The sequence below is a fragment of the Glycomyces dulcitolivorans genome (genome assembly GCF_003265355.1).
In the GTDB taxonomy this organism is placed as follows: Bacteria; Actinomycetota; Actinomycetes; order Mycobacteriales; family Micromonosporaceae; genus Glycomyces; species Glycomyces dulcitolivorans.
Map to the genome: position 1 here is coordinate 38,531 of NZ_QFRW01000331.1, position 20,980 is coordinate 59,510.

At 70.2% G+C, this 20,980-nt stretch carries 22 protein-coding genes; 8 read left to right on the plus strand and 14 right to left on the minus strand.

Features of this window, described 5'->3' with window-relative positions; all coding sequences use genetic code 11:
* Window positions 1-194: 194 nt before the first annotated feature.
* The 4 genes from polA to DI269_RS26370 all read right to left on the minus strand — a co-directional run bounded on the left by polA (window position 195) and on the right by DI269_RS26370 (window position 5,026).
* Window positions 195-2,900, minus strand: a complete 2,706-nt coding sequence (gene polA / locus DI269_RS26355; RefSeq protein ID WP_112141598.1) for a DNA polymerase I — start codon at window positions 2,898-2,900, stop codon at window positions 195-197.
* Between the two features lie 117 nt (window positions 2,901-3,017).
* Complete coding sequence (locus tag DI269_RS26360) at window positions 3,018-3,635, minus strand: ANTAR domain-containing response regulator (RefSeq protein WP_112141600.1); 618 nt, start codon at window positions 3,633-3,635, stop codon at window positions 3,018-3,020.
* A gap of 65 nt (window positions 3,636-3,700) precedes the next feature.
* Window positions 3,701-4,420: a 5-formyltetrahydrofolate cyclo-ligase gene (locus tag DI269_RS26365; RefSeq protein WP_112141602.1), complete on the minus strand. Its 720-nt coding sequence runs from the start codon at window positions 4,418-4,420 to the stop codon at window positions 3,701-3,703.
* 132 nt (window positions 4,421-4,552) lie between these two features.
* On the minus strand, window positions 4,553-5,026 hold the full coding sequence (locus DI269_RS26370) for a GNAT family N-acetyltransferase (RefSeq protein ID WP_112141604.1): 474 nt from the start codon (window positions 5,024-5,026) through the stop codon (window positions 4,553-4,555).
* A gap of 146 nt (window positions 5,027-5,172) precedes the next feature.
* On the opposite strand from DI269_RS26370, the gene DI269_RS26375 reads away from it, so the two are divergent.
* Window positions 5,173-6,078 carry an aminoglycoside phosphotransferase family protein gene (locus tag DI269_RS26375; RefSeq protein WP_112141660.1) on the plus strand — a complete coding sequence of 302 codons (906 nt, stop codon included), beginning with the start codon at window positions 5,173-5,175 and terminating at the stop codon, window positions 6,076-6,078.
* A gap of 91 nt (window positions 6,079-6,169) precedes the next feature.
* Here the strand turns inward: DI269_RS26375 and DI269_RS26380 are convergent, their stop codons facing one another.
* Together DI269_RS26380 and DI269_RS26385 are read right to left on the minus strand one after the other, a co-directional pair.
* Window positions 6,170-6,538 (minus strand): hypothetical protein, encoded by a 369-nt coding sequence (locus DI269_RS26380; RefSeq protein WP_112141606.1) that lies wholly within the window; start codon window positions 6,536-6,538, stop codon window positions 6,170-6,172.
* Between the two features lie 76 nt (window positions 6,539-6,614).
* Window positions 6,615-7,703 (minus strand): hypothetical protein, encoded by a 1,089-nt coding sequence (locus tag DI269_RS26385; protein WP_112141608.1) that lies wholly within the window; start codon window positions 7,701-7,703, stop codon window positions 6,615-6,617.
* A 217-nt stretch (window positions 7,704-7,920) separates the two neighbouring features.
* Between DI269_RS26385 and DI269_RS26390 the strand changes: the two genes are divergently transcribed.
* The 3 genes from DI269_RS26390 to DI269_RS26400 all read left to right on the plus strand — a co-directional run bounded on the left by DI269_RS26390 (window position 7,921) and on the right by DI269_RS26400 (window position 10,256).
* Window positions 7,921-8,625 (plus strand): alpha/beta fold hydrolase, encoded by a 705-nt coding sequence (locus tag DI269_RS26390; protein ID WP_198667774.1) that lies wholly within the window; start codon window positions 7,921-7,923, stop codon window positions 8,623-8,625.
* A 117-nt stretch (window positions 8,626-8,742) separates the two neighbouring features.
* The gene (locus tag DI269_RS26395) at window positions 8,743-9,204 is read left to right on the plus strand and encodes a hypothetical protein (RefSeq protein ID WP_157975231.1); all 462 of its coding nucleotides are present in this window, start codon (window positions 8,743-8,745) and stop codon (window positions 9,202-9,204) included.
* 173 nt (window positions 9,205-9,377) lie between these two features.
* A complete protein-coding gene (locus tag DI269_RS26400; protein WP_112141611.1) occupies window positions 9,378-10,256 on the plus strand; it encodes a hypothetical protein in 879 nt (292 codons plus the stop codon).
* Window positions 10,257-10,275: 19 nt separating this feature from the next.
* Here DI269_RS26400 and DI269_RS27375 read toward each other — a convergent pair whose 3' ends face one another.
* Window positions 10,276-11,208: a hypothetical protein gene (locus DI269_RS27375; protein ID WP_157975232.1), complete on the minus strand. Its 933-nt coding sequence runs from the start codon at window positions 11,206-11,208 to the stop codon at window positions 10,276-10,278.
* A gap of 331 nt (window positions 11,209-11,539) precedes the next feature.
* Between DI269_RS27375 and DI269_RS26410 the strand changes: the two genes are divergently transcribed.
* Complete coding sequence (locus tag DI269_RS26410; protein WP_112141613.1) at window positions 11,540-11,986, plus strand: ASCH domain-containing protein; 447 nt, start codon at window positions 11,540-11,542, stop codon at window positions 11,984-11,986.
* Between the two features lie 16 nt (window positions 11,987-12,002).
* On the opposite strand, the gene DI269_RS26415 is transcribed toward DI269_RS26410, so the two are convergent.
* Window positions 12,003-12,818, minus strand: coding sequence for an MBL fold metallo-hydrolase (locus DI269_RS26415; protein WP_112141615.1), 816 nt, complete (start codon window positions 12,816-12,818; stop codon window positions 12,003-12,005).
* A gap of 55 nt (window positions 12,819-12,873) precedes the next feature.
* Here DI269_RS26415 and DI269_RS26420 point away from each other — a divergent pair, with 55 nt between their 5' ends.
* Window positions 12,874-13,260, plus strand: coding sequence for a MerR family transcriptional regulator (locus tag DI269_RS26420; RefSeq protein ID WP_112141617.1), 387 nt, complete (start codon window positions 12,874-12,876; stop codon window positions 13,258-13,260).
* A 135-nt stretch (window positions 13,261-13,395) separates the two neighbouring features.
* On the opposite strand, the gene DI269_RS26425 is transcribed toward DI269_RS26420, so the two are convergent.
* From DI269_RS26425 to DI269_RS26435, 3 genes are all read right to left on the minus strand, one after another.
* Window positions 13,396-14,583: an alpha/beta hydrolase gene (locus tag DI269_RS26425; protein WP_157975233.1), complete on the minus strand. Its 1,188-nt coding sequence runs from the start codon at window positions 14,581-14,583 to the stop codon at window positions 13,396-13,398.
* A gap of 159 nt (window positions 14,584-14,742) precedes the next feature.
* Window positions 14,743-15,447: a TetR/AcrR family transcriptional regulator gene (locus DI269_RS26430; RefSeq protein WP_112141621.1), complete on the minus strand. Its 705-nt coding sequence runs from the start codon at window positions 15,445-15,447 to the stop codon at window positions 14,743-14,745.
* A 105-nt stretch (window positions 15,448-15,552) separates the two neighbouring features.
* Window positions 15,553-16,425, minus strand: coding sequence for a LysR family transcriptional regulator (locus tag DI269_RS26435; RefSeq protein ID WP_112141623.1), 873 nt, complete (start codon window positions 16,423-16,425; stop codon window positions 15,553-15,555).
* A gap of 140 nt (window positions 16,426-16,565) precedes the next feature.
* Here DI269_RS26435 and DI269_RS26440 point away from each other — a divergent pair, with 140 nt between their 5' ends.
* Window positions 16,566-17,555, plus strand: coding sequence for an NADP-dependent oxidoreductase (locus tag DI269_RS26440; RefSeq protein ID WP_112141624.1), 990 nt, complete (start codon window positions 16,566-16,568; stop codon window positions 17,553-17,555).
* 64 nt (window positions 17,556-17,619) lie between these two features.
* Here the strand turns inward: DI269_RS26440 and DI269_RS26445 are convergent, their stop codons facing one another.
* Entirely contained in the window at window positions 17,620-18,180 is a 561-nt protein-coding gene (locus DI269_RS26445) for a TetR/AcrR family transcriptional regulator (RefSeq protein ID WP_112141626.1), read from the minus strand.
* A 90-nt stretch (window positions 18,181-18,270) separates the two neighbouring features.
* Between DI269_RS26445 and DI269_RS26450 the strand changes: the two genes are divergently transcribed.
* A complete protein-coding gene (locus tag DI269_RS26450; protein ID WP_112141664.1) occupies window positions 18,271-19,113 on the plus strand; it encodes an alpha/beta fold hydrolase in 843 nt (280 codons plus the stop codon).
* A 68-nt stretch (window positions 19,114-19,181) separates the two neighbouring features.
* Here DI269_RS26450 and DI269_RS26455 read toward each other — a convergent pair whose 3' ends face one another.
* Window positions 19,182-20,153, minus strand: a complete 972-nt coding sequence (locus tag DI269_RS26455) for a DUF389 domain-containing protein (RefSeq protein ID WP_112141628.1) — start codon at window positions 20,151-20,153, stop codon at window positions 19,182-19,184.
* A 69-nt stretch (window positions 20,154-20,222) separates the two neighbouring features.
* Complete coding sequence (locus DI269_RS26460; RefSeq protein WP_112141630.1) at window positions 20,223-20,978, minus strand: SDR family NAD(P)-dependent oxidoreductase; 756 nt, start codon at window positions 20,976-20,978, stop codon at window positions 20,223-20,225.
* Window positions 20,979-20,980: the final 2 nt, after the last annotated feature.

Genomic DNA, 20,980 nt, shown 5'->3' on the forward strand with positions numbered 1-20,980 from the left:
GATACGTATCAATCGTGGGCTCGCGCACGCACCCTGGCCGGACGCGCGCACTCGCGGTTCAGTCCCGGGCCGCCCTTGCCGCCGGCGGCGTCCTGCTCCATTCTGAGGACGCGGACAAGCCCAGGCCAGTCCAGGTTACCGTGCGCGATAATCCCGCGCCAGTCCGGGCCTGGGGCTGGTGTCGACAACCACCCCTAATGGGCGGCCGATTCCCATGAGGCGCCGAACCCGGCCGACACCGTCAGCGGCACCGCGAGCGTGGCGGCGTCGGACATCTGCTCCCTGACGAGCGCTTCGAGGCGCTTCGCCTCACCCGGCGCGACCTCGCAGACGAGCTCGTCGTGGACCTGGAGGAGCACCCGCGAGTCGAGCTTGGCCTCGCGCAGGGCGCGGTCGACGCCGAGCATCGCGGTCTTCATGATGTCGGCCGCGCTGCCCTGGATCGGGGCGTTGAGGGCCGCGCGCTCGGCGATCTCCCGCAGCTGCCGGTTGTCCGAGGTCAGGTCCGGGAAGTAGCGCCTGCGGCCCATGATCGTCTCGGTGTACCCGGTCTTGCGGGCCTCCTCGACGACGCGGTGCAGGTAGTCGCGGACCTTCCCGAAGCGCGCGAAGTAGTCGTCCGAGAGCTGCTGGGCCTCCTCGTTGGAGATCCCCAGCTGCTGGGAGAGCCCGTACGTGGACAGGCCGTACGCCAGGCCGTAGGACATGGCCTTGATCTTGCGGCGGTGCTCGGCCGTGACCTCGCCGAGGGCGACGCCGAAGACCTTCGCGGCGACCGCCGAGTGGATGTCCTCCCCGGCGATGAACGCCTCGATCAGGCCCTCGTCGCCCGTCAGGCTCGCCATGATGCGCATCTCGATCTGGCTGTAGTCGATGGTCATGAGCGACTCGAACCCGTCGGAGACGACGAACCCGGCCCGGATGGCGCGCCCGGCCTCGGAGCGCACGGGGATGTTCTGGAGGTTCGGGTCGGCCGAGGACAGGCGCCCGGTGGCGGCCACGGTCTGGTGGAACGTGGTGTGGATGCGCCCGTCGGTCTGGATGGTCGCGCGCAGCGTCGCGACGATCTGCTTGAGCTTCTCGACGTCGCGGTAGCGCAGCAGCTGCTCCAGCAGCGGGTGCCCGGTCTTGGCCAGGAGCTGCTGGAGCGCTTCGGCGTTGGTGGTGTAGCCGGTCTTGGTGCGCTTGGTCTTGGGCATCTTCAGCTCGTCGAAGAGGATCTCCTGGAGCTGCTTGGGCGAGCCGACGTTGAACTGGCGGCCCACGATCTCGTGGGCGCGGTCGGTGGCGTCCTTGGACTGGGCGGCGAACCCGGACTCGATGTCGGCGAAGTGGCCCTCGTCGGCGGCGATCCCGACGATCTCCATGCGCGCGAGCACCCCGATGACCGGGAACTCCAGCTCGTCGGCCAGCGTCGCCTGGTGACGCTGCTCCAGCCGCTCGGCCTGCACGGCGGCGAGTTCGCCGACGACCGCGGCGGCGGCGCAGTCGGCCTCCACGCGCGCGGTGGCGTCGTCCCCGGCGGCCAGGGAGGCGTCGCTGAACAGCGCGCCATCGTCGGCCGGCGAGGCCGCTGTGGCGAGTTCGCGGCCCAGGTACTGCATCGCGAGGTCGCCGAGCGCGTACGAGCGCTGCTCGGGCTTGAGGAGGTACGCGGCGATCATGGTGTCGGCCTTGAGCCCGGCCGGCTCGGGCCAGCCCGCGGCGTCGGCGCCCCACCAGAACGCCTTCGCGTCGTGCACGAGTTTCGCCTTGGAGGCGTTCGACAGCCATGCGGCCCAGGACTGCTCGTCCTCGGCGTCCAGCTGCGAGGGCTCGAACCACAGCGCCTGGCCGCCCTCGGCCAGGGCGATCGTGTCGAACGAGCCGGCGCCGGAGGCGAACTGGCCGGTGAAAGCGATCGCGACGTCCCCCGTGCGGGCGTCGAGCCAGGCGGCGAGGCCGCCGGGTTCGAGCGCGGCGGACTCGATCTGGGCGGTCTCGGCGGCGGGCGCGGGCGCGGCGCCGAGGGCCTTGTCGGGGAGGTTGGCGTTGAGGCGCTCGCCGAGGGCGCGGAACTGGAGGGCGTCGAAGAGGCTGTTGGTCTCGGCGACGTCCCAGCCCTCCCATTCGAGGTCGGCGATCGTCTTGTCGAGTTCGACGTCGGTGACCAGGGCGTTGAGGCGGTGGTTGCGCAGGACGTCGTCGAGGTGGTCGCGCAGGCTCTGCCCGGCCTTGCCGGTGATCTCGTCGGCCTTGGCGACCAGGCCGTCGAGGGACCCGTACTTGACGATCCACTTGGCGGCGGTCTTGGGGCCGACGCCGGGGATGCCGGGGAGGTTGTCGGCCTTCTCCCCCACCAGGGCCGCGAGGTCCCGGTAGTGGCCGGGGGTGACGCCGTACTTCTCCTCGACGGCGGCGGGCGTGTAGCGGGCGAGCTCGGTGACGCCCTTGACCGGGTAGAGGAGGGTGACCGAGTCGTTGACCAGCTGGATCGCGTCCCGGTCGCCCGAGGAGATGAGGGTCGAGAGCCCGGCGGCCTCGCTCTGGGTGGCGAGGGTGGCGATGATGTCGTCGGCCTCGAAGGTGGGCTTGGTCAGCCACTTGATGCCGAAGGCGTCCAGGAGCTGCTGGATGATCGGGATCTGGCTCTTGAACTCCTCGGGGGTCTCCCCGCGCCCGTCCTTGTAGGCGGGGTACTCGTCGGTGCGGAACGAGTGGCGGGAGAGGTCGAAGGCGACCGCGATGTGGGTGGGCTCCTCGGCCTTGAGCAGGTTGATGAGCATCGAGGCGAAGCCGTACACGGCGTTCGTGACTTGGCCGTCGTCGGTGGCGAACTTCTCCGCCGGCAGGGCGAAGAACGCGCGGTAGGCCATCGAGTGGCCGTCGATCAGCAGCAGGCGGGATTGGGAAGCGGTCACGTCCCTGAGCCTATCGAGTGGGTCCGACAGGATCGGGGCAAGTCCGCGACGGCGCGGCTCGCCTTTGCGAAAAGGCCCGCGACCGGTCGGTCGCGGGCCTTCGATGCTCGGGGTCGCCTACTCGGCTTCCTGGGCTTCCTTCTGCTCGGCCTCGGCGATGACGCGCTCGGCGACGGCCCTCATGGAGAGCCGGTGGTCCATCGCGGCGCGCTGGATCCAGCGGAACGCGTCGGGCTCGGCCATGCCGTACTGGGTCATCAGCAGGCCCTTGGCGCGGTCGACGAGCTTGCGGACCTCCAGGCGCTCGGTGAGGTTCGCGACCTCCTTCTCCAGGGCGGTCATCTCGGCGAAGCGCGTGAGGGACAGCTCGATGGCCGGGACCAGGTCGGACTTCTGGAAGGGCTTCACCAGGTAGGCCATGGCACCGGCGGAGGTGGCGCGGCTGATCAGGTCGCGCTGGGAGAAGGCGGTGAGGATCACGACCGGCGCGATGCGCGCGGAGACGATCTTCTCGGCGGCCTGGAGTCCGTCCATGATCGGCATCTGGATGTCGCAGATCACCAGGTCGGGCTGGTGCTCCTCGGCGAGGCGCACGGCGGCTTCACCGTCGGCGGCCTCGGCTACGACCTCATAGCCTTCCTCGGTGAGCATCTCGGCCAGGTCGAGGCGGATGAGCCCCTCGTCTTCGGCGATGAGCACGCGCTTGCGCGGCTCCTCGGCGGCCTTGCTCGTCATGCGGGTCCGTACCTTTCATGCGCGTCTGGACGGTGCGGCGTGCGGAATCGTGGCACGTCCGGACGCTAGCTTAGCCGCCGCGTGTTACGTCCGCACGTTCCTATGCCGAGCGTTTCGGACGCCAGGGCCGAAACGTGAGCCGCGCTACCCCTCGCCCGGCTGCGCGGGCACCGGATGATCCGCGTCGGCGTGACGATCAGGTCGACCCGGAAGTCGTGCGCCTCCTCGGGAATCGCCTCGTCCACGACCTGGAGATCGTGGACGGTGGTGGCGATGACCGTGCGCTCGTCGATGAGCCCGGCCTCGGTGAGCATGCCGTACTCGATGTCGGCGTACGGACTCCCTTTGCCGACCCGGGCGCCCTCGCGGTTGACGGCGACGGCCCCGGAGACGACCAGGTCGAGCCGCTGCATGGCCTCGACCCCGACCAGCAGGCTGTGCGCCTCGGCCGCGTCCCGGGTCGCGGCCTCGTCGGGCGTGTAGCTGGGCAGCAGCGAATTCAAAAGATAGAACGGCTGCTCCAGCGCGAGTTTCGGCACCGCCATATAGGTCGCCTTCGACGCGTCCAACGCGAGCGCCCGCACCTGGTGCTGGGCCCGGTCGGGATTCACCTTGGCGGCCTTGGCAGTCCGCCACTGATCGGTCGAAGCGAGCAGCCGCGCCGCCTCCTCGGCCCCCTCGAAGATCGGAACCCGCCCCCGCGGGTCCCCGTCGACGGCTCCTTGACGCTCCAACAACGCCCACACGCGGTGTCGAATCTCATCCTTCGCTTGCGCCGACGACATTCCGGTCTCCTCAACGCCCAGGGTTTACCGCTCCAGGCTCCCACACGAGCCGCCCCCGGGTCACCCGCCGCCCCTGCCATTTTCGATCCGACAGTCGCATGTGGCGCATGGACATGCGATGACGGGAAGGCGCTAGGCGAGACGAAGAATGGTCTCCTCGATCTCGGCACCTCGCGCGGTCGCGTAGGAGACGTCGGTGCCGACCGCCTGAAAGCCCGCCTTCTTGAGCACTGCAAGCGATGCGGTGTTGTCACTGGCCGCCCGGGCGTGGATCGGCCGGACCTCGACGATCTCCAGGAGCTGCTTGAGCGCCCGCGTCGCCACGTCCTTTCCCCAGACGGAGCGGTCGATCCAGTAGGTGACCTCGGTGTCGCCTTCGATGACGAAGCTGGAGACGCTGCCGACGAGCCGGCCGTCGTACGTGACCGCACGCATGGTGACGTCCGCAGCGGCCCGGATCTTCGCCATGTGCGCGTCGAACGCCTCCCGATCGTCGGGGTCCTTCGCGGTGAACGCCGCCATCCGCACCGACTCCGGATCGCGCATCAACTCGAACAGCACGTCGAGATCAGCGTCCTCGACCGGCCGCAGTCCCACATCCGCCACAGCGGCCCCTCCCTTGATCATCTCCGTCGGACCGGAACCGTAACAGCGGCCTCCGACAGTCCCGGCCGACTCCGCTCGCGGCCGGAGCAGGTGCGGAAATCGGGTTGTCGACAAGCTCAGTCGGGTGTGAGGCTCTCGGGATGGAGATGCACCCAGGGCAGCTCGCGGTCTCGGCGGCCGCGGTCCAGGAACTCGTCGACGCGCAGTTTCCGCAGTGGCGGGGCCTGCGCGTGGCGATGGTGGACTCGCAGGGGACGGTGAACACCATCGCCCGGATCGGCGAGCACCTGACGGCGCGGTTCCCGCTGCAACCGGGCGATCCGCAGGAGGTACGGCGCTGGCTGGAGGCCGAGGCCGCCGCGACCGCTGAACTGGTGGGGCGGACGCGGTTCGCAACTCCCGAACCGGTCGCGATCGGGGAACCGGGGGCGGGGTATCCGCTGCCGTGGTCGGTGCAGACCTGGGTCCCCGGAGTGGATGCGACCGTTGCGGATCCGGGCGAATCGGTGGGGTTCGCGCAGGACTTGGCGGCGTTCATCCTCGAAGTGCGGGCGATCCCGACCCAGGGCCGAACCTTCAGCGGCGGCGGCCGCGGCGGGACGCTGCGCGACCATGCGGAGTGGATGGCGACGTCCCTTGAGGCCAGTCACGGACTCCTCGACGTACCGCTCATGCGAGGCCTGTGGTCGGAAATGGTCGACCTGCCCCGCGGCGACGCACCTGACGTCATGAACCACTGCGACCTGATTCCCGGCAACGTCCTCGTCCGCGAAGGCCGTCTCACCGGGATCCTGGACGCAGGCGGTCTCCAGCCGGCCGATCCGGCGCTCGACCTTGTCAGCGCCTGGCATCTCCTGGAGGAGACGCCACGACAGGTCCTCCGAGAAGCCCTCGAATGCGACGCCCTGGAATGGACCCGAGGCCGCGCCTGGGCGTTCCAACAAGCGCTAGGCGCCGCCTGGTACTACCAAGACTCCAACCCGGGCATGAGCCGCTGGGCCCAGCGAACCCTCAACCGCATCGCCACCGACGCAACCTCGACCGCCTCCTGAAGAGCGGGGCGCTGGTCGGCGCGGGCCGCTCAAAGCCGGCCGACGGCGTGGTGCATCCCATGCAGCACAATGGAGGGCCTGGTTCGGGTGGTCAGGAGGCGGCGCGGCCCACCGGCATGGTCTCGGGTGCAGTGCGGTGCCGTGCTCGGTAGGCGGTCACGATGTCGTCGGCGACGTCGTCTCCGGCTTTGAGGCGGACCAGGTAGGGAACGAGCCAGTGCAGGTCCGCGGCATCGAACTCCTCGGCGAAGACCGGGTTGAGTCCGGTCCCGGCGTCGTCGAGCACGCGGGCGAGCGGGACCTGCCCGCCGGCGTTGACCACGTGCGGGCCGATCGAAAAGGAGACGAGCGAGTCCGCGCCGGCCGGATAGACGGCGATTTCGACCGGGTGCGGGTAGGGGCCGGGCGGGGTGCGCGCGACCACGAGGAAGCGCAGAGGAGCGGGTTGCTTCTTGGGCATCGGGCCATTCGATCATGCACACCGACTCGGCCGATGCCGCGGCATCGCTCCAGGAGGCGCCCCAGTGGCGGGGTGTTCAGCCGGCGATGGCGGCCTGGGCGTTGGCGAGGTAGCCCTCGATCTCCTGCTCCCAGGCGTAGACCTCGGTCTCGCGGTCGATGAGCCGTTCGGTGTACATGCGGGCCCACCGTGATTCGGCGTCGCGGAGGCCCGCCTCGTCGGCGCAGCCGGCGAAGTCCCGGGCCATGGTGAACTCGAAGGCCACCGGGTCCTCGGTGTCTTCGGCGGCTTCGGAAAGCGGCGGGAGGTCGTCTTCCATGCCCTCGTAGGAGGCGCCGCTGCCGTAGAGCTGTCCGACGTACCACGGGATCGGCAGGTAGCCGATGCTGTCGAACTCCCACCGGCCGTACCCGCGCGTCTCGACGCAGTCGAAGAAGTCCTGCTCCTGGTCGGCGAGCTGCGCGGACAGTTCCTCGTACAGCTCCCCGTCGCCGACCCACGTCAGCGGACTCTCCAGGTCGGGACGGGTCCAGAAGGAACCGTGCTCGTACTCAAGGTGGACCGGGTCGCCGTAGACGGTCTCGATGGTCGCCAGTTCGCAGCCGCCGAACGGCGGCTCCTCCACCGGCTCGTCGTGGTTCCCGGCGTTCATGGACGCCTGGTAGGCCGCGCGTTCAGGCCCGAGGAAGGCGTCGAGCCACTCCTGCTGGTAGTCCTCGCCCAAGGCCTTCCACTCCTCGTACTCCTCGTACTCGGTCGGATCGCTCCATCCCAGGTCGGCGCCGGCGAAGTCGAGGTAGGCCAGGTCCTCGCGCATGGCCCGGGCCGCGTCGGTGTCGGTCGCATTCACCCAGTACCCGAATGCGAACTGCTCGGCCTGCTCGGCGGTGGGGATGCGCGCATACGGCGAGGCGAAGCCCTCGAAACGGTTGGGAACTCGCATGCCGTGCATGAGGTTGCGGTCGTGGACGGTGAAACCGAGGTCCTGCATGCACATGGCCGCGACGCGGGACTCGGCTTGGGTGAGCTCCCAGGCGAGTTCGGATCCGCGCTCCAGGCTCTGCTCGATCCGGGCGACGTCGGCATCGGTCACCGTCGTGGGTTCGGGGCCGCACGCGGCCAGGACCAGTGGGGCGGCGAGGAGGGGAATCGCGAGGCGGCGCAAGCGGTCACCGTTCTCTCTGAGGGGCGGGAGCGATCGACTCCCACCGTACTGAACGGGCGCTCTGGTCCGATGCCGACCGGCGCTGGCGATGTCCGAGGCGCGCATCGACCCCGACAGCCGCTTCGAGGCGGTCACGACGCTTTACGCACGCATGCGCTGATCGGTTCGGGGCCAGCGCCACGGCCGGCCCAACTGGCGGGCTTCCTATGATCGGGCTATGCGATCGATGACGGTGGAGGCCGACGACCAGACCCGCTTGCACGTCGCGGTGACCGGGAGCGGGCCCGGTGTGGTCGTCTTGTCGGGCGGTCCCGGTTGCGTCCACTACCTCGAAGACGAGGCGATCGCGCCCGGCGGCATGCAGGCGTGGTATCCCGAGCCGCGCGGCGTGGGCCGCTCTGGAGGCGGCCCTCACGGGATGGACCAGGCCGTCGCCGATCTTGAGGCGGTCAGACGTGCTGCGGGGCTTGACAGTTGGGTGGTGCTCGGGCATTCGTGGGGCGCCGATCTGGCGGTGCGCTATGCCCTGGACCATCCATCACGCACCCGCGGGGTCGTCGCGGTGGCCGGTCACGGCTTTCACAAGGACCGCAGCTGGTCCCAGGTCTACGAATCGCTGAAGGACACCGAGCCCGCGATCGAGATCCAGTGGGATCCGGCGGTTCACAAGGCCCTGATGGCGTCGTTCCTGGAGTGGATCCATGAACCGGACCTGTTCCGGCGTCTGGCGGACTGCACGGTCCCGATGACCGTCATCGCTGCCGCAAAAGACATCCGCCCCTCGTGGCCGCTGCGCCAACTCGCGGCCCTGGTGCCGCGAGCGATGTTCCGGGAGATCCCCGACGTGCCGCACGACTTCTGGTCGACGCACCCGCAGGTCTGGATCGACACCGTGACCGAGGCCTGTCGCAGCCACGGATGAATCGGTTCTTGTACGTCTCGTGTACCGGGCTTATACGGGCGGGTTCCTAGGCTGATGACCGACGTCGGGCACGGTGCCGTCCTGGCTCCCGACGCGGACCTGAAGGAGAACCCTCACATGCGACTTCGCCGCGCGCTCATCGGTGTCCTGGTGACCTTGATGGCCACCATCGGGGTCACCGCGATCGCCTCGCCGGCCTCGGCCGCTCCGAGCCTGTGCAATGCGCTGGGCTACCCCAGTGGCCGCGAGGTCCACATCGACAATGCGAACAACGGGGGTGGCGCGTTCGTGTCCGCCACGCTGTGCTGGAAGGCCCGCGGCAACGGGTACTACGACACGTTCGTCGACTGGACCGTCACCGACACCGAGGCCAACGGGGCCGGGGCGACCATCCGGATGGAGTGGACCGGGACCGACGGCGACACCCACTACGACGTCCCGCCGTCGAGCCAGCGCGCCTGGAGCGCATGGGACACCGCCGACGGCGACTGGACCAAGGGGAACATCAAGAACCTCTACGTCAGGGCCTGCCTGACGAACACCAATAGCGAAGGCCACCACTGCGGTTCGAAGTACTGATCCCGATCTCCCCGCCCCGGGGCTCGCTCGGTCGCCGAGCGGAGCGCCTCGGCCCCTGCCGGATTCCGGCAGGGGCCGAGGCGTGCAGCGGGCGTTGTTCGTGAACCCTCCCGAGGGCGGTGGGGCTCTATGATCCGTAGCGACCCCCTTGTGCCCCCTTGGAAAGGCCCCTCGTGCAGCAGACCTTCGATGCGTTCGTCCTCTGGACGATCGAGCACCTTGCGATGACCGGTGATCCGATGGGATTCGGGACGTGGGTGCTCGTCCTGCTCTCGGCCGCGGTGTTCGTGACGTGCGCGTATTTCGCCGTCCTCGCGAGCGCCAAGCGGATGTTCAAGGGCAGCGGGCCGCGGGACTGGGTCAACATGGCCGTCAGTGCGGTGGTGGCGATCCTGTTCGCGCTGCCGGTGCTGCTGTCGCTCCAGGTGGGCGTGCGGCCGGCGTTGGCGGCCGCGAGTGTGAAGATCGTGCACATGGCGGTGCTCGTCCCGGCGGCGGTGGTCGCGCTGGGCGCCTCGCTGGTCGTCCTGGCCGTGGTTCCGAGCTGGCGGGCCGATAAGGCGAAGACGCGGGCGGGACTGGAGCTGGCCGGGCTCTACACCGGCGCGATGCTCGCGGGGCTGCTGTTCTTCCAGCTCTACTCGTATTACGGCCTGCACGTCGAGGTGTTCGTGCTCGTCGACTGGCTGCTGTGGCTCGTCCTTCTCGCCGTTTATCTCGTGGGCGTGCTGTCGTTGATCGCGATGGCGTACTTCGGTGTGCGCGCCATGCTCAACGGGTTCTGGCTCGACGACCTGCACCCGCGCCTGGCGGGGGTCTACAAGACCGCGTTCGGGCTGCTGTTCCTGGCTTCGGTGTGGTTGCTGCACCGGGCGTTCGACGCGGTGAAGGCCGAGTACGGCGGCGAGGTGGACGCGGTCTCCTGGGAGGACGTGGCGGCGGTGCTTCCGGCGACTTCCGAGGTCTTCGCGGCCGGCGTGCTCATCGTGTACGGGCTGGTGTCCGCGTTCGTCGAGATTCCCGGCGCCGAGAACCTGCGCACCGGCGAGTAGGCGCGGTGGCGGTCGGGGCTCAGTCCTCGGCCTGCGCCAGGAACGCGGCCAGTTCCGTCCGGAGGTCGCGTGACCGGGTGGCGCTTCGAGTGCCCATGAGGTCGACCGCCTCCCAGGCGAGCCGCCAGTCCTCCTCGGTCGCGTGGTCGGTCAGGGCCTTGAGGTCGGCGTGCTCGCGGATGCCCTGGTAGGCCTGTTCGGCGGCGAAGGCGTCCATCTCCTCGAAGTGGTCGGGGAGGGGCTGCCTGCCGGTCTCGCCGAACGACAGGAGGGTCATGGCGATGAGGTGCCCGGTGCGGGCGACGCTGAACGTCTGCCCGGGGAGGATCTCCAGTTCCTCTGCGGCGGCGGTGATCTCGGATTCGATGCCGGAGGCGGCGAACACGAGGTCGACGTCGAGGTCGCGGTCGCCGGTGTCGTCGACGAGGCGGGCTCCGGCGACGAGGCCGTTGGGGTGGTGCTCGATTTCGAGGTTCGCGGGGTCGGCGGGGACGCCGCGCTCGTGGTCCCAGTTCTTGACCGACATCTGGTCGGTGACGCTGAGCAGGCGCAGGCCCATCTCTTCGAGTCCGTCGAGGATGCCGTGCGCGATCTCCTCCTTCTTGACCGAGAGGATCACGCTCGCGTGGGTCATGTACACGGGCTCGATGCGCGCCGAGACCGCCAGGCTCCCGGCCAGCGCCCACGGCGCTTCGAGCGCGTCGAAGGCGGTGGCGAGGCGGGCGTAGGAGCGTTCGAGGTCGTTCGCCATGGCCTCTTTCGCCGCTTCGGGGCCCGCGGCGTCGGCGTCGTGGACGCCGGCCTCGCTCGTCCAGTCCGCGACGGCGCGCTGCAACTCCCCCTCGCCGAGGTCCGGGCGTTCGCGCAGCACCTTCATGCGGTACATGCGCAGACGGGTCTCGTCCATCTCCCGGGCCAACCGCAGCCGGTCCTCCGGCGTGAGTGATGCCATGCTCCAAGGATAATTCGCGCCGGACCGAATCCGAACCCCCAGGACCTCGCGGTCGCTTCCATGTCCGAACTCAGGCCGGAACCCGACGGCACACCGCCAGACGTGACCGGGGCACGGCGGCGATCAGCGATCACTACTCGAGAGCTACGAGTGCCGCCGCTGTGTGCATCGCAGTGCTCAGCGTGGCGCTGTTCATCCTCCTCGGGTTCCCGGACGCTTCCGGTCGGCCGGCCGCACGAGTGCTCACGTGGATCTTCGGCGGGCTCGTGCTGCTGGCGCTGCCGTCATCCGGGGCGTACTTCCGGCATTCCCAGGGGTTACCGTGGGGCGCATGTCCACGAGCGTTCCCACCCCGGCCGAGATCGCCGCGTTGCCGAAGTCCGAGTTCGCGTTTCCCGGTCCGCTGCGCGACCGGTTGGTGGCGGCGATCCTCACCGGGGCCAAGACCTCCACGACCGGTCTGGTGGTCGACTACGAGCACGAGGGCGAGGCCCTTCCCGAGGTCGGCGAGCGCGCGGTCGTCGTCGACTCCGGTGAGCGGCCCGTCGCGGTCATCGAGACCACCGAAGTGCGGGTCGTGCCGCTGTCGGAGGTCGACCTGGAGCACGTGATCGACGAGGGCGAAGGCGACCGCGGCATCGCCTCATGGCGCGCGAACCACGAGTCGTTCTGGCACAGCGAGGAGATGCGGGAGGCGCTGGGCGATCCGGAGTACACCGTCGACGACACGACGTTGACGGTGCTGCAACGGTTCCGGCTGGTGGCCGTCCTGCGCTAGACGATGCTGCCCCGGATCATTCCGAGGCCGCTCCAGGTGTCTGGTGCCTCGCGAGCTCCCAGGGGTCGTGGGCGCTGAAGGCCGTGACCTCGTCGCCGTGGTCGCGCAGCAGTTCGCGCAGGCGCGCCTGGGTGCCGAGGCGCAGGTCGTGGTGCACCTCGGACCGCGTCTGCACGACGTCGAGCAGCGGATGCGGATGCCCTTGGGGCTCAAGCTCTTTGTGGTAGTAGTAGGCGTCGCCGCAGTGCAGGAGCCACCGGTCGGCGTCGCGCACCGCGATCCCCATGTGCCCGGCCGTGTGCCCGCCCAGCGGGACCAGCCGGAACTGCGGTCCGAGGCCTTCGGGTCGCATCGCGGTGAAGCCGAACCAGTCGTCTCCCGGGGTCGGCTCGTAGGTCGCCCACTTCGGTTCGTGCACCCAGTGGCGCTCCCGGTAGCGGTACCCGCTCTCGCCCGAGAGCGCCGCCTTCAGTTCGGCCTCCATCACATGGACTCGCGCCCAAGGGAAGTCGGGCAGGCCACCGCAGTGGTCGACGTCGAGGTGGGTGACGATGACGTGCGCGACGTCTTCGGGGCGGAGGCCGAGCCGTTCGATCTGCCGGATCGCGGCCTCGTCCTCGTCCAGAGCCGGCTGTGTTTGGGCGACCCATTCGGCGCCGAGGCTGCCGTCGGGGTCGGCGATGTCGCCGAGGCCCAGGCCGGTCTCGACCAGGACGAGGCCGTCGTCGGTCTCGACGAGGAGGCAGTGGTTGACGGCGGGCGCGGGTGCGGGCCCGTCGTAGGTGGCTTCGAGGAGTCGCATCGAACCGCAGTTCAGGTGGTGGATGGTCATGTCGGGTAGCCTGTCACTTCAAGTGCACTTGAGGTCAAGTCCCGGAGGAGTCCTGTTGCGCGACGATCTGTTGGACATCGGCGAGGTCGCGACCCTCACCGGTCTCGCGCCATCGGCGCTGCGGTACTACGAGGAGCAGGGGCTGGTCGCCTCCGAGGCGCGGCACGGTCTGCGGCGGCGGTTCAGCCGGGAGATGGTTGACCGCCTGAGGCTGATCGCGTGCGCCAGGCGCGCGGGGTTCGCCGTCAAGGAGATCGCACGCTCGCTCGACATGGGCCTCGACAGCGCGGGCTTGCGGGACCGCTTGGCCGCCAAGGCGGATCGCTTGGACGCGGACATCGCCGACATGATGCGGGTCAGGGACGGCCTGCGCCACGCCGTGAAGTGCGAGCACGAGCCGTTCACGTCCTGCCCCGAGTTCAAGGCGATCCTCAACGGCTGACACGAGCGGCCGGTGTCCCGCATGCGGGACACCGGCGCCGAATAGCTACTTCCCTTGGGCCGTCAGGTCTCCCCGGTTCGCCCGGCAGATCGGCGCCGGAGCCCGATCGCGCTCCGGCCCACGCCGGCCAGGACGCTATCCCGCGTACTCACCGAGGAATTCCAGCGCCGCCGGCCGCAGTGCCTGCGAACCCCATGAGCCCCACTGGCCGGTGAAGCCGTGATGCGACCATGCCAGGTCCAGCTCCGTGACCGGGACGTCGGCCGCCTTGAGCGCCTGCGCGAGCGCCGCGCCCTGGTCGAGTGACACGAGCCGGTCCACTCCGCCCTGGACGATCATCGTCGCAGGCGCCTCGGAGTCCACATGGGTCAGCGGTGAGGCCGTCTCGTAGCGGCCGGGTTCCTCGTCCAGGCTCGCGCCGAGGAACGCGGTGAGGTAGCCCTCGGCGCTGGCGGGCATGTCCGAGTCGGCCGCGAGCGCGGTGAGGTCGGTGGGGGCGAACCAGGCCGACACCGAGGACACCGGTGCTTCCTCGACGGCGCATGAGGGCGTGAATGCCGGGTCGCCGACGGTGTAGGCGGCCATCAGCGAGAGGTGCCCGCCCGCGGAGTCGCCGACGAGCGAGACCGCGGCGGGATCGGCGCCGAACGTCGCCGCGTTGGCGCGCACCCATCCGAGTGCGCACTTGACGTCGCCCACCGCGTCCTGCCAGCGCGGCGGGGAGGCGAGCCGGTAGTCGATCGAGAAGACCGCGTAGCCCTGGTCGGACAGCCACTGCTGCCAAGGGGCGCTTTCGGATCGCGAACCTCCGGACCAGCCGCCGCCGTGCACGTAGATGATCGCGGGCGCCGGGCCGGAGGCGCCGGCGGGCTCGTAGACATCGACTTGGAGGTCCTGACCGTCCACTGTCGTATAGGTCTCGGTCGCGTCCGGCGTCGCCTGCGGCACGGCGGCGAAGTACTCGCCCCAGGACACGTCGGCGTCGCGACTCGCGGTGCCCCATGGGACGGCGCACATGAGTGAGGCCGCGATCCCCGCGAGTGCTCCGGCGGTCGCAAGGGCCCGGCGGCGGGTCCGCCATGCGTATGCGGCGGTGGCGATCCCGATGAGGCCGAACACGATCAGCGTGCCGGTCAGCCAGGGGACGAGCATCGCGACCGTGCTCACCGCGTCCTCGGCGGGACCGAGCGGGATCGAACCGCCGAAGAACGCGAGTCCGATCAGGACGGTCAATGCGGCGATGGCCCAGGCGAGTCCGCGCCCGAGGCCGCCGATCAGGCGGCGACCCAGTGTTCTGCGCGGTTCGGTTGCAACGTCGTTCATCATGTCTCCCTCAGCGTTGCGCACACTGTGCGCTTCATGAGAACACTGTACGCATCCGGTTGGGCGCTGCGCAAGAGGGGGTCGCGTTTTCGCATCGAACCGCTTGGAGCGCACGGAAAACGAGCGGCGCGAAAGCGCCGCCCGTCCTGGTGGTCGAGGTCAGGGCCTGCGGTCGAGCCGGACTTGAAGCCCGTCCAAGATGAGGTCGAGCCCGAACGCGAAGGCGTCCTCGCGGTAGACGGCCGGGTCGTCGTACACCTCGGCGGCGGCCGTCTCGTTCAGGTGGTCCTGCGTCTCCCGCAGTCCCGCAACGAGTTCGGCCTCGGACTTGCCGCTGCGGTCGACCAGGTCCAGCCACGCGGCCTCACTGGTCGCGGTGCCGACCACGTAGGCGGTGACCGCGCTCATCGCCTGATCGGCCTCCAGCGGTTCGAACCCGCCAGCGGCGAACACGTCGAGCATCCGCTGCGAGACCAGGGCGAGATTGGGCCCCAGGTAGGCCAGGCCCACCTGCCCGAGCACGCCGGTCACCCACTTGTGGCGCAACGCCATCGCACGCAGGCTCCGCGCCGCGGCCGCGACCCCGCCGCGCCAGCCGTCCCGTCCGTCCGGCTCGGGCACCGCCACCTCGCCGTACACCTCGTCCACGACCAGTTCGACGAGCTCGTCCTTGTTGGCGACGTGCCGGTACATCGAGGTCGCGCCCGCGTCGAGCCGCTTCCCCAGCGAGCGCATGCTCAACGCCGCCAAGCCCTCCGCGTCCAGCAGCTCCAGCGCGGCGGCCACGATCCGCTCGCGGCTGAGCCCGGCGGGCTTCGCAGCGGCCTCACGCGCCCATACGGACGGGATCGACGGTTCGGCCATGGCAACCTCCTGCAAGTCCCGGCGAGGATAGCGCACACCGTGCGCACCGGGCGCCGCTCGGGGGTCCGCAGCTTGCACCGACCGCCCGGCACACGCTCGCCCGGGTCAGCGCGCGTGGGCGGCGCGGAGCTCGCGGATGAGGGCGCGGACCGGCAGTGTCCGGGCGAGGGCGGGGGTGGTGACGTAGCCCAGGTGCCGGGTCGGGGCGGTCGAACCCAGATCGGTGACGCTCACGCCCTCGGGCGGCGCGGCGAGCGTCAGGTGCGGCATCACGGCCATGCCGATGCCCGCGGCCACCATGGACAGTACGACGCTGTCGTCCTCGACCATGATGCGGCGCTCGGGGAGCCAGTCCTGCTCGGTCCACCACCGCCGGGTGTAGCTTGAGCAGTTCTCGGACCAGTCGAGCAGCGGCAGCCGGCGCGGGTCGGCCGCTTTGGCGGGGGCGGCGAGCAGGTACCGCTCCTCGTAGAGCCGGTTGAAGATCAGGCCGTCCGGGACGGTCGAGGTCGGCGGGACGGTGGTGATCCCCAGGTCGGCGTTGGCGTCGAGCACTTCTCCGGCGCTGCCGCGGCCGACGTCGCGGACGATGCTCACCTGCGGGTGGAGCCCGGGATGCAGGGCGGCGAGCCGGTCGAGGACCTCGGGCAGCAGCCCGGCCGCCGCGGAGCGGAACGCGGCGATCCTGACCGTCCCGGTGACCGTCCGCTCGGCCGCGCCGCGGGTCTCGGAACCCATCGAGTCGAGGAGGCGGAGGATGTGCCGGGCCTGCGTGCTCGCCCGGAGTCCGGCGTCGGTGGCGCGGGCGCCCTGGCGTCCGCGTTCGAACAGCACCGCCCCGAGTTTGCGCTCGCTCCCCCGCACCGCGTGCGAAACGGCCGACTGGGTCATGCCCAGCCTCGCGCCCGCGCGGGTGAAGCTCTGCTCCTCGGCCACGGCGACCAGGACGCGCAGTTCGTTGGGGGAAAGGTCGCTCACCGGGCGAACCTAGCCCCTCGCGCGCCCTCGCGGCAACCGCGGGACGCCGACACGGCTTCCATGAGCACCGCTCATGCAAGCGCCGGTTCCATCCGCGCGGACCTCTGTATACGGCTCCGGACCGCGGGTAGACATGCGGCATGACCGATCGCATGACGTACATCCACCTCGTCAACCGGCCCGGCGGCTTCCCCTCGGCCGGCGACTTCGCCTTCCTGGACGCTCCCCTGCCGAGGGTCCAACCGGGCACCGCCCTGGTCGAGAACCTGTACGTGTCGGTCGACCCGTACATGCGCCAGCTCATGGACGACGGCTGGGACCTGCACGCGCCCTTGGAGGGCCGGTCGCTCGGTCGGGTCGTCGCCTCCGCAGAAGACCGGCTGGCGGTCGGCGACGTCGTCCGGCACCGCAACGCCTGGCGCACCCACGCGCTGGTCCGCCCCGAGGACGTCCAGCCGGTGCTCGAATCCCCGGGCGTCCCGCTCAGCGCGCACCTGGGCCTCCTCGGCAACGGCACGGGCCTGACCGCGTACGTCGGCCTCACCCGGATCGCGGACCTGCGTCCCGGTGAGACCGTGTACATCTCGGCCGCCGCGGGCGGCGTCGGCACCGCGGCAGGGCAGATCGCGCGCCTGCTCGGCGCCGGGCGCGTCATCGGCAGCGCCGGCTCCCCCGCGAAGGTCCGCCACCTCGTCGACGACCTCGGTTTCGACGCCGCCTTCGACTACCACGACGGCCCGGTCGGCGACCGGCTGGCGAAGGCCGCGCCCGAGGGCATCGACGTCTACCTGGACAACGTCGGCGGCGACCACCTTGAAGGTGCGATCGCGAACCTGCGCGAGTTCGGGCGCATCGCCTGGTGCGGAGCGATCTCCGGCTACAACGGCGAACCGTCGCAGCTGCGCAACTTCGACGAGGTCATGGGCAAGAGCCTCAGGGTCCAGGGGTTCATGGTGCGGCACCACCTGGACGCTCGCGAGGAGATGGAATCGCGGCTCGTACCGCTCCTCCAGCGCGGGGAGATCGTCAGCGACGAGACGATCGTGGACGGCTTCGAGAACACCGTGTCGGCGTTCCTCGGCATGCTCCGCGGCGAGAACACCGGCAAGATGCTGGTGCGCCTCCGGTAGGGGCGTGGCGAGATCGCTCTGGAGCGGGCCGGGTTCGGTCCGAGCAGCAGATCTCGATACCGGGTCAATCCAACGCGGCGGCGAGGAGGACTTCGGCGGCCGTGCGGGCCTGGGCGGCGGCGTCCGGGGTTCCGGAGATCGCGGCGGTGGTCTGGGCTCCCTCGGCGAGGATCGCGAGCTGGGGAGCCAGGGACGCGGGCGCTCCGGCCTCGCGCACCAGCTGTGCCACGTACGCCCCGAACGCCTCCTTCTGCTCGCGCACGGTCCGCTGGACCTGCTCGGAGCCGCCGCTCAGCTCGCCGTAGACGTTGATGAACGCGCACCCGCGGAAGTCCGGTTCGCGGAACCACGCGTCGAGGAAGTCGAAGACCGCGAGCAGTTTTCCGCGTGCCGTCCCCGCCCGCTCTGCGGTCGCGGCGATGCCGGCGTTCCAGACCTCGCGTCGGCACTCCAGCACGGCCACGACGAGGTCGTCCTTGGAGGGGAACAGCTTGTAGATGCGCTTGAGCGAGACGCCGGCCTCGGTGCGGACGGCGTCCATCCCGACGGCCTGCACGCCGCGGGCGTAGAAGAGCCGGTCGGCGGCGTCGACCACCTGTGCCCGGGCTGCGGTGTCGTCGATCATATGGGAACCCCTTGCGATGAGAACGATCGTTCTCTAGAGTAGTCCACATCAGCGGAGAACGATCGTTCTCCTTCGGGAAGGATGAAGATCATGGGCACCGTCACCGTCGGCACCGAGAACAGCACCCCGATCGAGCTCTACTACGAGGACCAGGGCTCGGGCCGGCCGGTCGTCCTCATCCACGGCTACCCGCTCGACGGGCACAGCTGGGAGCTCCAGACCCGCGAGCTGCTCGCCGCAGGCTACCGCGTCATCACCTACGACCGCCGCGGCTTCGGCCAGTCGAGCAAGGTCGGCACCGGCTACGACTACGACACCTTCGCCGCGGACCTGGACACCGTCCTCACCGAGCTGGACCTGCGCGACGTCATCCTCGTCGGCTTCTCCATGGGCACCGGCGAACTCGCCCGCTACGTCAAGAACCACGGCCACGAGCGCGTCGCGAAGCTCGCCTTCCTCGCCTCGCTGGAGCCGTTCCTCGTCAAGCGCGACGACAACCCCGAGGGCGTCCCGCAGGAGGTCTTCAACGGCATCGCCGCGGCCGCCCGCGGCGACCGCTACGCCTGGTTCACCCAGTTCTACCAGGACTTCTACAACCTCGACGAGAACCTGGGCTCGCGCATCAGCCAGGAGGTCGTCACCGCCAACTGGAACACCGCCACCGGTTCGGCGCCCGTCGCCGCCTACGCGGTCGTCTCCTCCTGGATCGAGGACTTCCGCACCGACGTCGAGGCCGTGCGCGCCGCCGCCAAGCCGACGCTGATCCTGCACGGCACGAAGGACAACATCCTGCCGATCGACGCCACCGGGCGCCGCTTCCACCAGGCCGTCCCCGAGGCCGAGTACGTCGAGGTCGAGGGCGCACCGCACGGGCTGCTGTGGACCCACGCGGAGGAAGTGAACGAAGCGCTCCTGAAGTTCGTCCGCTCCTGAAACTGAGAGATGCCACGGCCTCGGCCGTGGCATCTCGTTTCCGTTGCGGGCCTGAAGGAGCGGTCGGGCTACCGGCGCGCGGGCAGGCCGTCGGCCGTGTTCCGGGCGGGCGCCATGAGCCGCAGTTCGAAGCGGCTCCAGACGATCCGCTGCACCAGGAGCGTCCCGATGCCCGCGATGACCAGGCCCGCGAGGTTGACACCGAGCTGGACCAGGGACGCGCCGACCTCGTGCCAGTGGGCCAGGGCGATCGCGACGGCGATGTTCCCGGCGGCGGGGACGGTGGTGACGGAGATGAAGACGCCGACCAGAGCCTGGGACTTGCGGGCGGTCATCGACAGGATCCCGGCGACGCCGGCGAGGACGGCGACGATGAACGACCACCGGTCGGGGTGGACGATGAAGCTCGTCAGCGGCCGGTCGTCGAGCATGGACGACTCGATCCAGCCGAAACCGCGGCTGACGGCGGCGCAGGCGAGGGTCACCGCGATCGCGATCGCGAACCCGATCAGCAGCGTCGCCGCCGCCCGGCCGGCCAGTCGCAGGTCCCGTTGCAGCGCACCGAAGCAGAACGCCGCGACCGGCCCGAAGTCGGGGCCCAGGACCATGGCGCCGACGATGAGGATCGGCTGGTCCAGCAGGGCGCCGATGGCCGCGATCTGGACCGCCAGCGCCAGGAACACCAGGTACGACCAGCTCAGCCGGGTCTCGGCCGCGGTGCGGGCGGCGAGCTCCTCCCAGATGACGGCGTCTTCGGAGTGCCCCGGGGCGGCCTCCTCGGCCGCGTCGGCGCCGTCGGAGATCGTCAGGTCGATCTCCTCGACGGTGATCGCCCCGGTCTCCTTGAGCCCCAGGGCCCGCAGCTCGGCGAGGACCTCGTTGGCGCCTTCGCGGGCGACGTCGAACTCGACGCAGTCGCCGACGGGATCGACCGCCGCGCCGCTCAGGCGCACCACGTTCACCACCGCGGGGCACTCGACGGCGACGCGGACGACCGCGTCGGTCGACTCGGTCGGGGAGATGACTCGGACATGCAGCATGCAACGGATTCTCTCGCATCACGTCCACTCGGTCCGGCCCCGGCATGCCCGCGCCGTCGGGGTTCGGGACTAGAGGTCGGAGCCGCCGGTGGCGTCGATGACCTGACCGGTGGTCCAGCGGCCCGCCTCGGAGGCGAGGAACAGGACCGGGCCGGTCACATCCGCCGGGAGGCCGACCCGGCCGAGCACGGCTCGGGACGCGGCGGCGGCCTGCGCCTCGGCGTTGCCGCGCAGCCAGGAGGCGTTGATGTCGGTGTCGATGATGCCCGGGGCGACCGTGTTCACGGTGATCCGGCGGGGCCCGAGTTCCGCTGCGAGGGCGAGGGTGAACACGTCGACCGCGCCCTTGGTCATGGCGTAGGCGATGCCCTCGGGGAAGGCGATGCGGGTGACGCCCGAGCCGGTGTTGATGATGCGGCCGCCGTCGGGCATGAGCTCCAGCGCCTTCCGCGTGAGGAAGAACAGCGACTTGGTGTTGACGGCGAAGACGCGGTCGTAGTCGTCCTCGGCGACGGTGCCGATGCCGCCGGGGGCGCCGATGCCGGCGTTGTTGACGAGGATGTCGAGCGGGGCCCCGCGCAGTTCGGCGGCGACGGCGTCGATGAGGACGCCGGCCGCACCGGGCTCGGCGAGGTCGGCCTGGACGGTGAAGGCGCTCCCGCCTTCGGCTTCGATCGCTGCGACGGTCTCCTTGGCGGCCTGGGCGTTCCCGCTGTAGTGCACGGCCACGCGGGCCCCGGCCCCGGCCATCCCGACGGCGATGGCGCGGCCGATGCCCCTGCTGGCGCCGGTGACGAGTGCGGTCTTTCCTGCGAGGCCGAACATGG

Coding starts and splice junctions, on each gene's coding strand:
- DI269_RS26375 (WP_112141660.1), top strand. CDS start 5,173: ATGCACCCAGGGCAGCTCGCGGTCTCGGCGGCCGCGGTCCAGGAACTC.
- DI269_RS26380 (WP_112141606.1), bottom strand. CDS start 6,538: ATGCCCAAGAAGCAACCCGCTCCTCTGCGCTTCCTCGTGGTCGCGCGC.
- DI269_RS26365 (WP_112141602.1), bottom strand. CDS start 4,420: ATGTCGTCGGCGCAAGCGAAGGATGAGATTCGACACCGCGTGTGGGCG.
- DI269_RS26455 (WP_112141628.1), bottom strand. CDS start 20,153: ATGCTGCATGTCCGAGTCATCTCCCCGACCGAGTCGACCGACGCGGTC.
- DI269_RS26425 (WP_157975233.1), bottom strand. CDS start 14,583: ATGAACGACGTTGCAACCGAACCGCGCAGAACACTGGGTCGCCGCCTG.
- DI269_RS26440 (WP_112141624.1), top strand. CDS start 16,566: ATGACCGATCGCATGACGTACATCCACCTCGTCAACCGGCCCGGCGGC.
- DI269_RS26430 (WP_112141621.1), bottom strand. CDS start 15,447: ATGGCCGAACCGTCGATCCCGTCCGTATGGGCGCGTGAGGCCGCTGCG.
- DI269_RS26460 (WP_112141630.1), bottom strand. CDS start 20,978: ATGTTCGGCCTCGCAGGAAAGACCGCACTCGTCACCGGCGCCAGCAGG.
- DI269_RS26410 (WP_112141613.1), top strand. CDS start 11,540: ATGTCCACGAGCGTTCCCACCCCGGCCGAGATCGCCGCGTTGCCGAAG.
- DI269_RS26415 (WP_112141615.1), bottom strand. CDS start 12,818: ATGACCATCCACCACCTGAACTGCGGTTCGATGCGACTCCTCGAAGCC.
- DI269_RS26390 (WP_198667774.1), top strand. CDS start 7,921: ATGCGATCGATGACGGTGGAGGCCGACGACCAGACCCGCTTGCACGTC.
- DI269_RS26360 (WP_112141600.1), bottom strand. CDS start 3,635: ATGACGAGCAAGGCCGCCGAGGAGCCGCGCAAGCGCGTGCTCATCGCC.
- DI269_RS26445 (WP_112141626.1), bottom strand. CDS start 18,180: ATGATCGACGACACCGCAGCCCGGGCACAGGTGGTCGACGCCGCCGAC.
- DI269_RS27375 (WP_157975232.1), bottom strand. CDS start 11,208: ATGGCATCACTCACGCCGGAGGACCGGCTGCGGTTGGCCCGGGAGATG.
- DI269_RS26450 (WP_112141664.1), top strand. CDS start 18,271: ATGGGCACCGTCACCGTCGGCACCGAGAACAGCACCCCGATCGAGCTC.
- DI269_RS26395 (WP_157975231.1), top strand. CDS start 8,743: ATGCGACTTCGCCGCGCGCTCATCGGTGTCCTGGTGACCTTGATGGCC.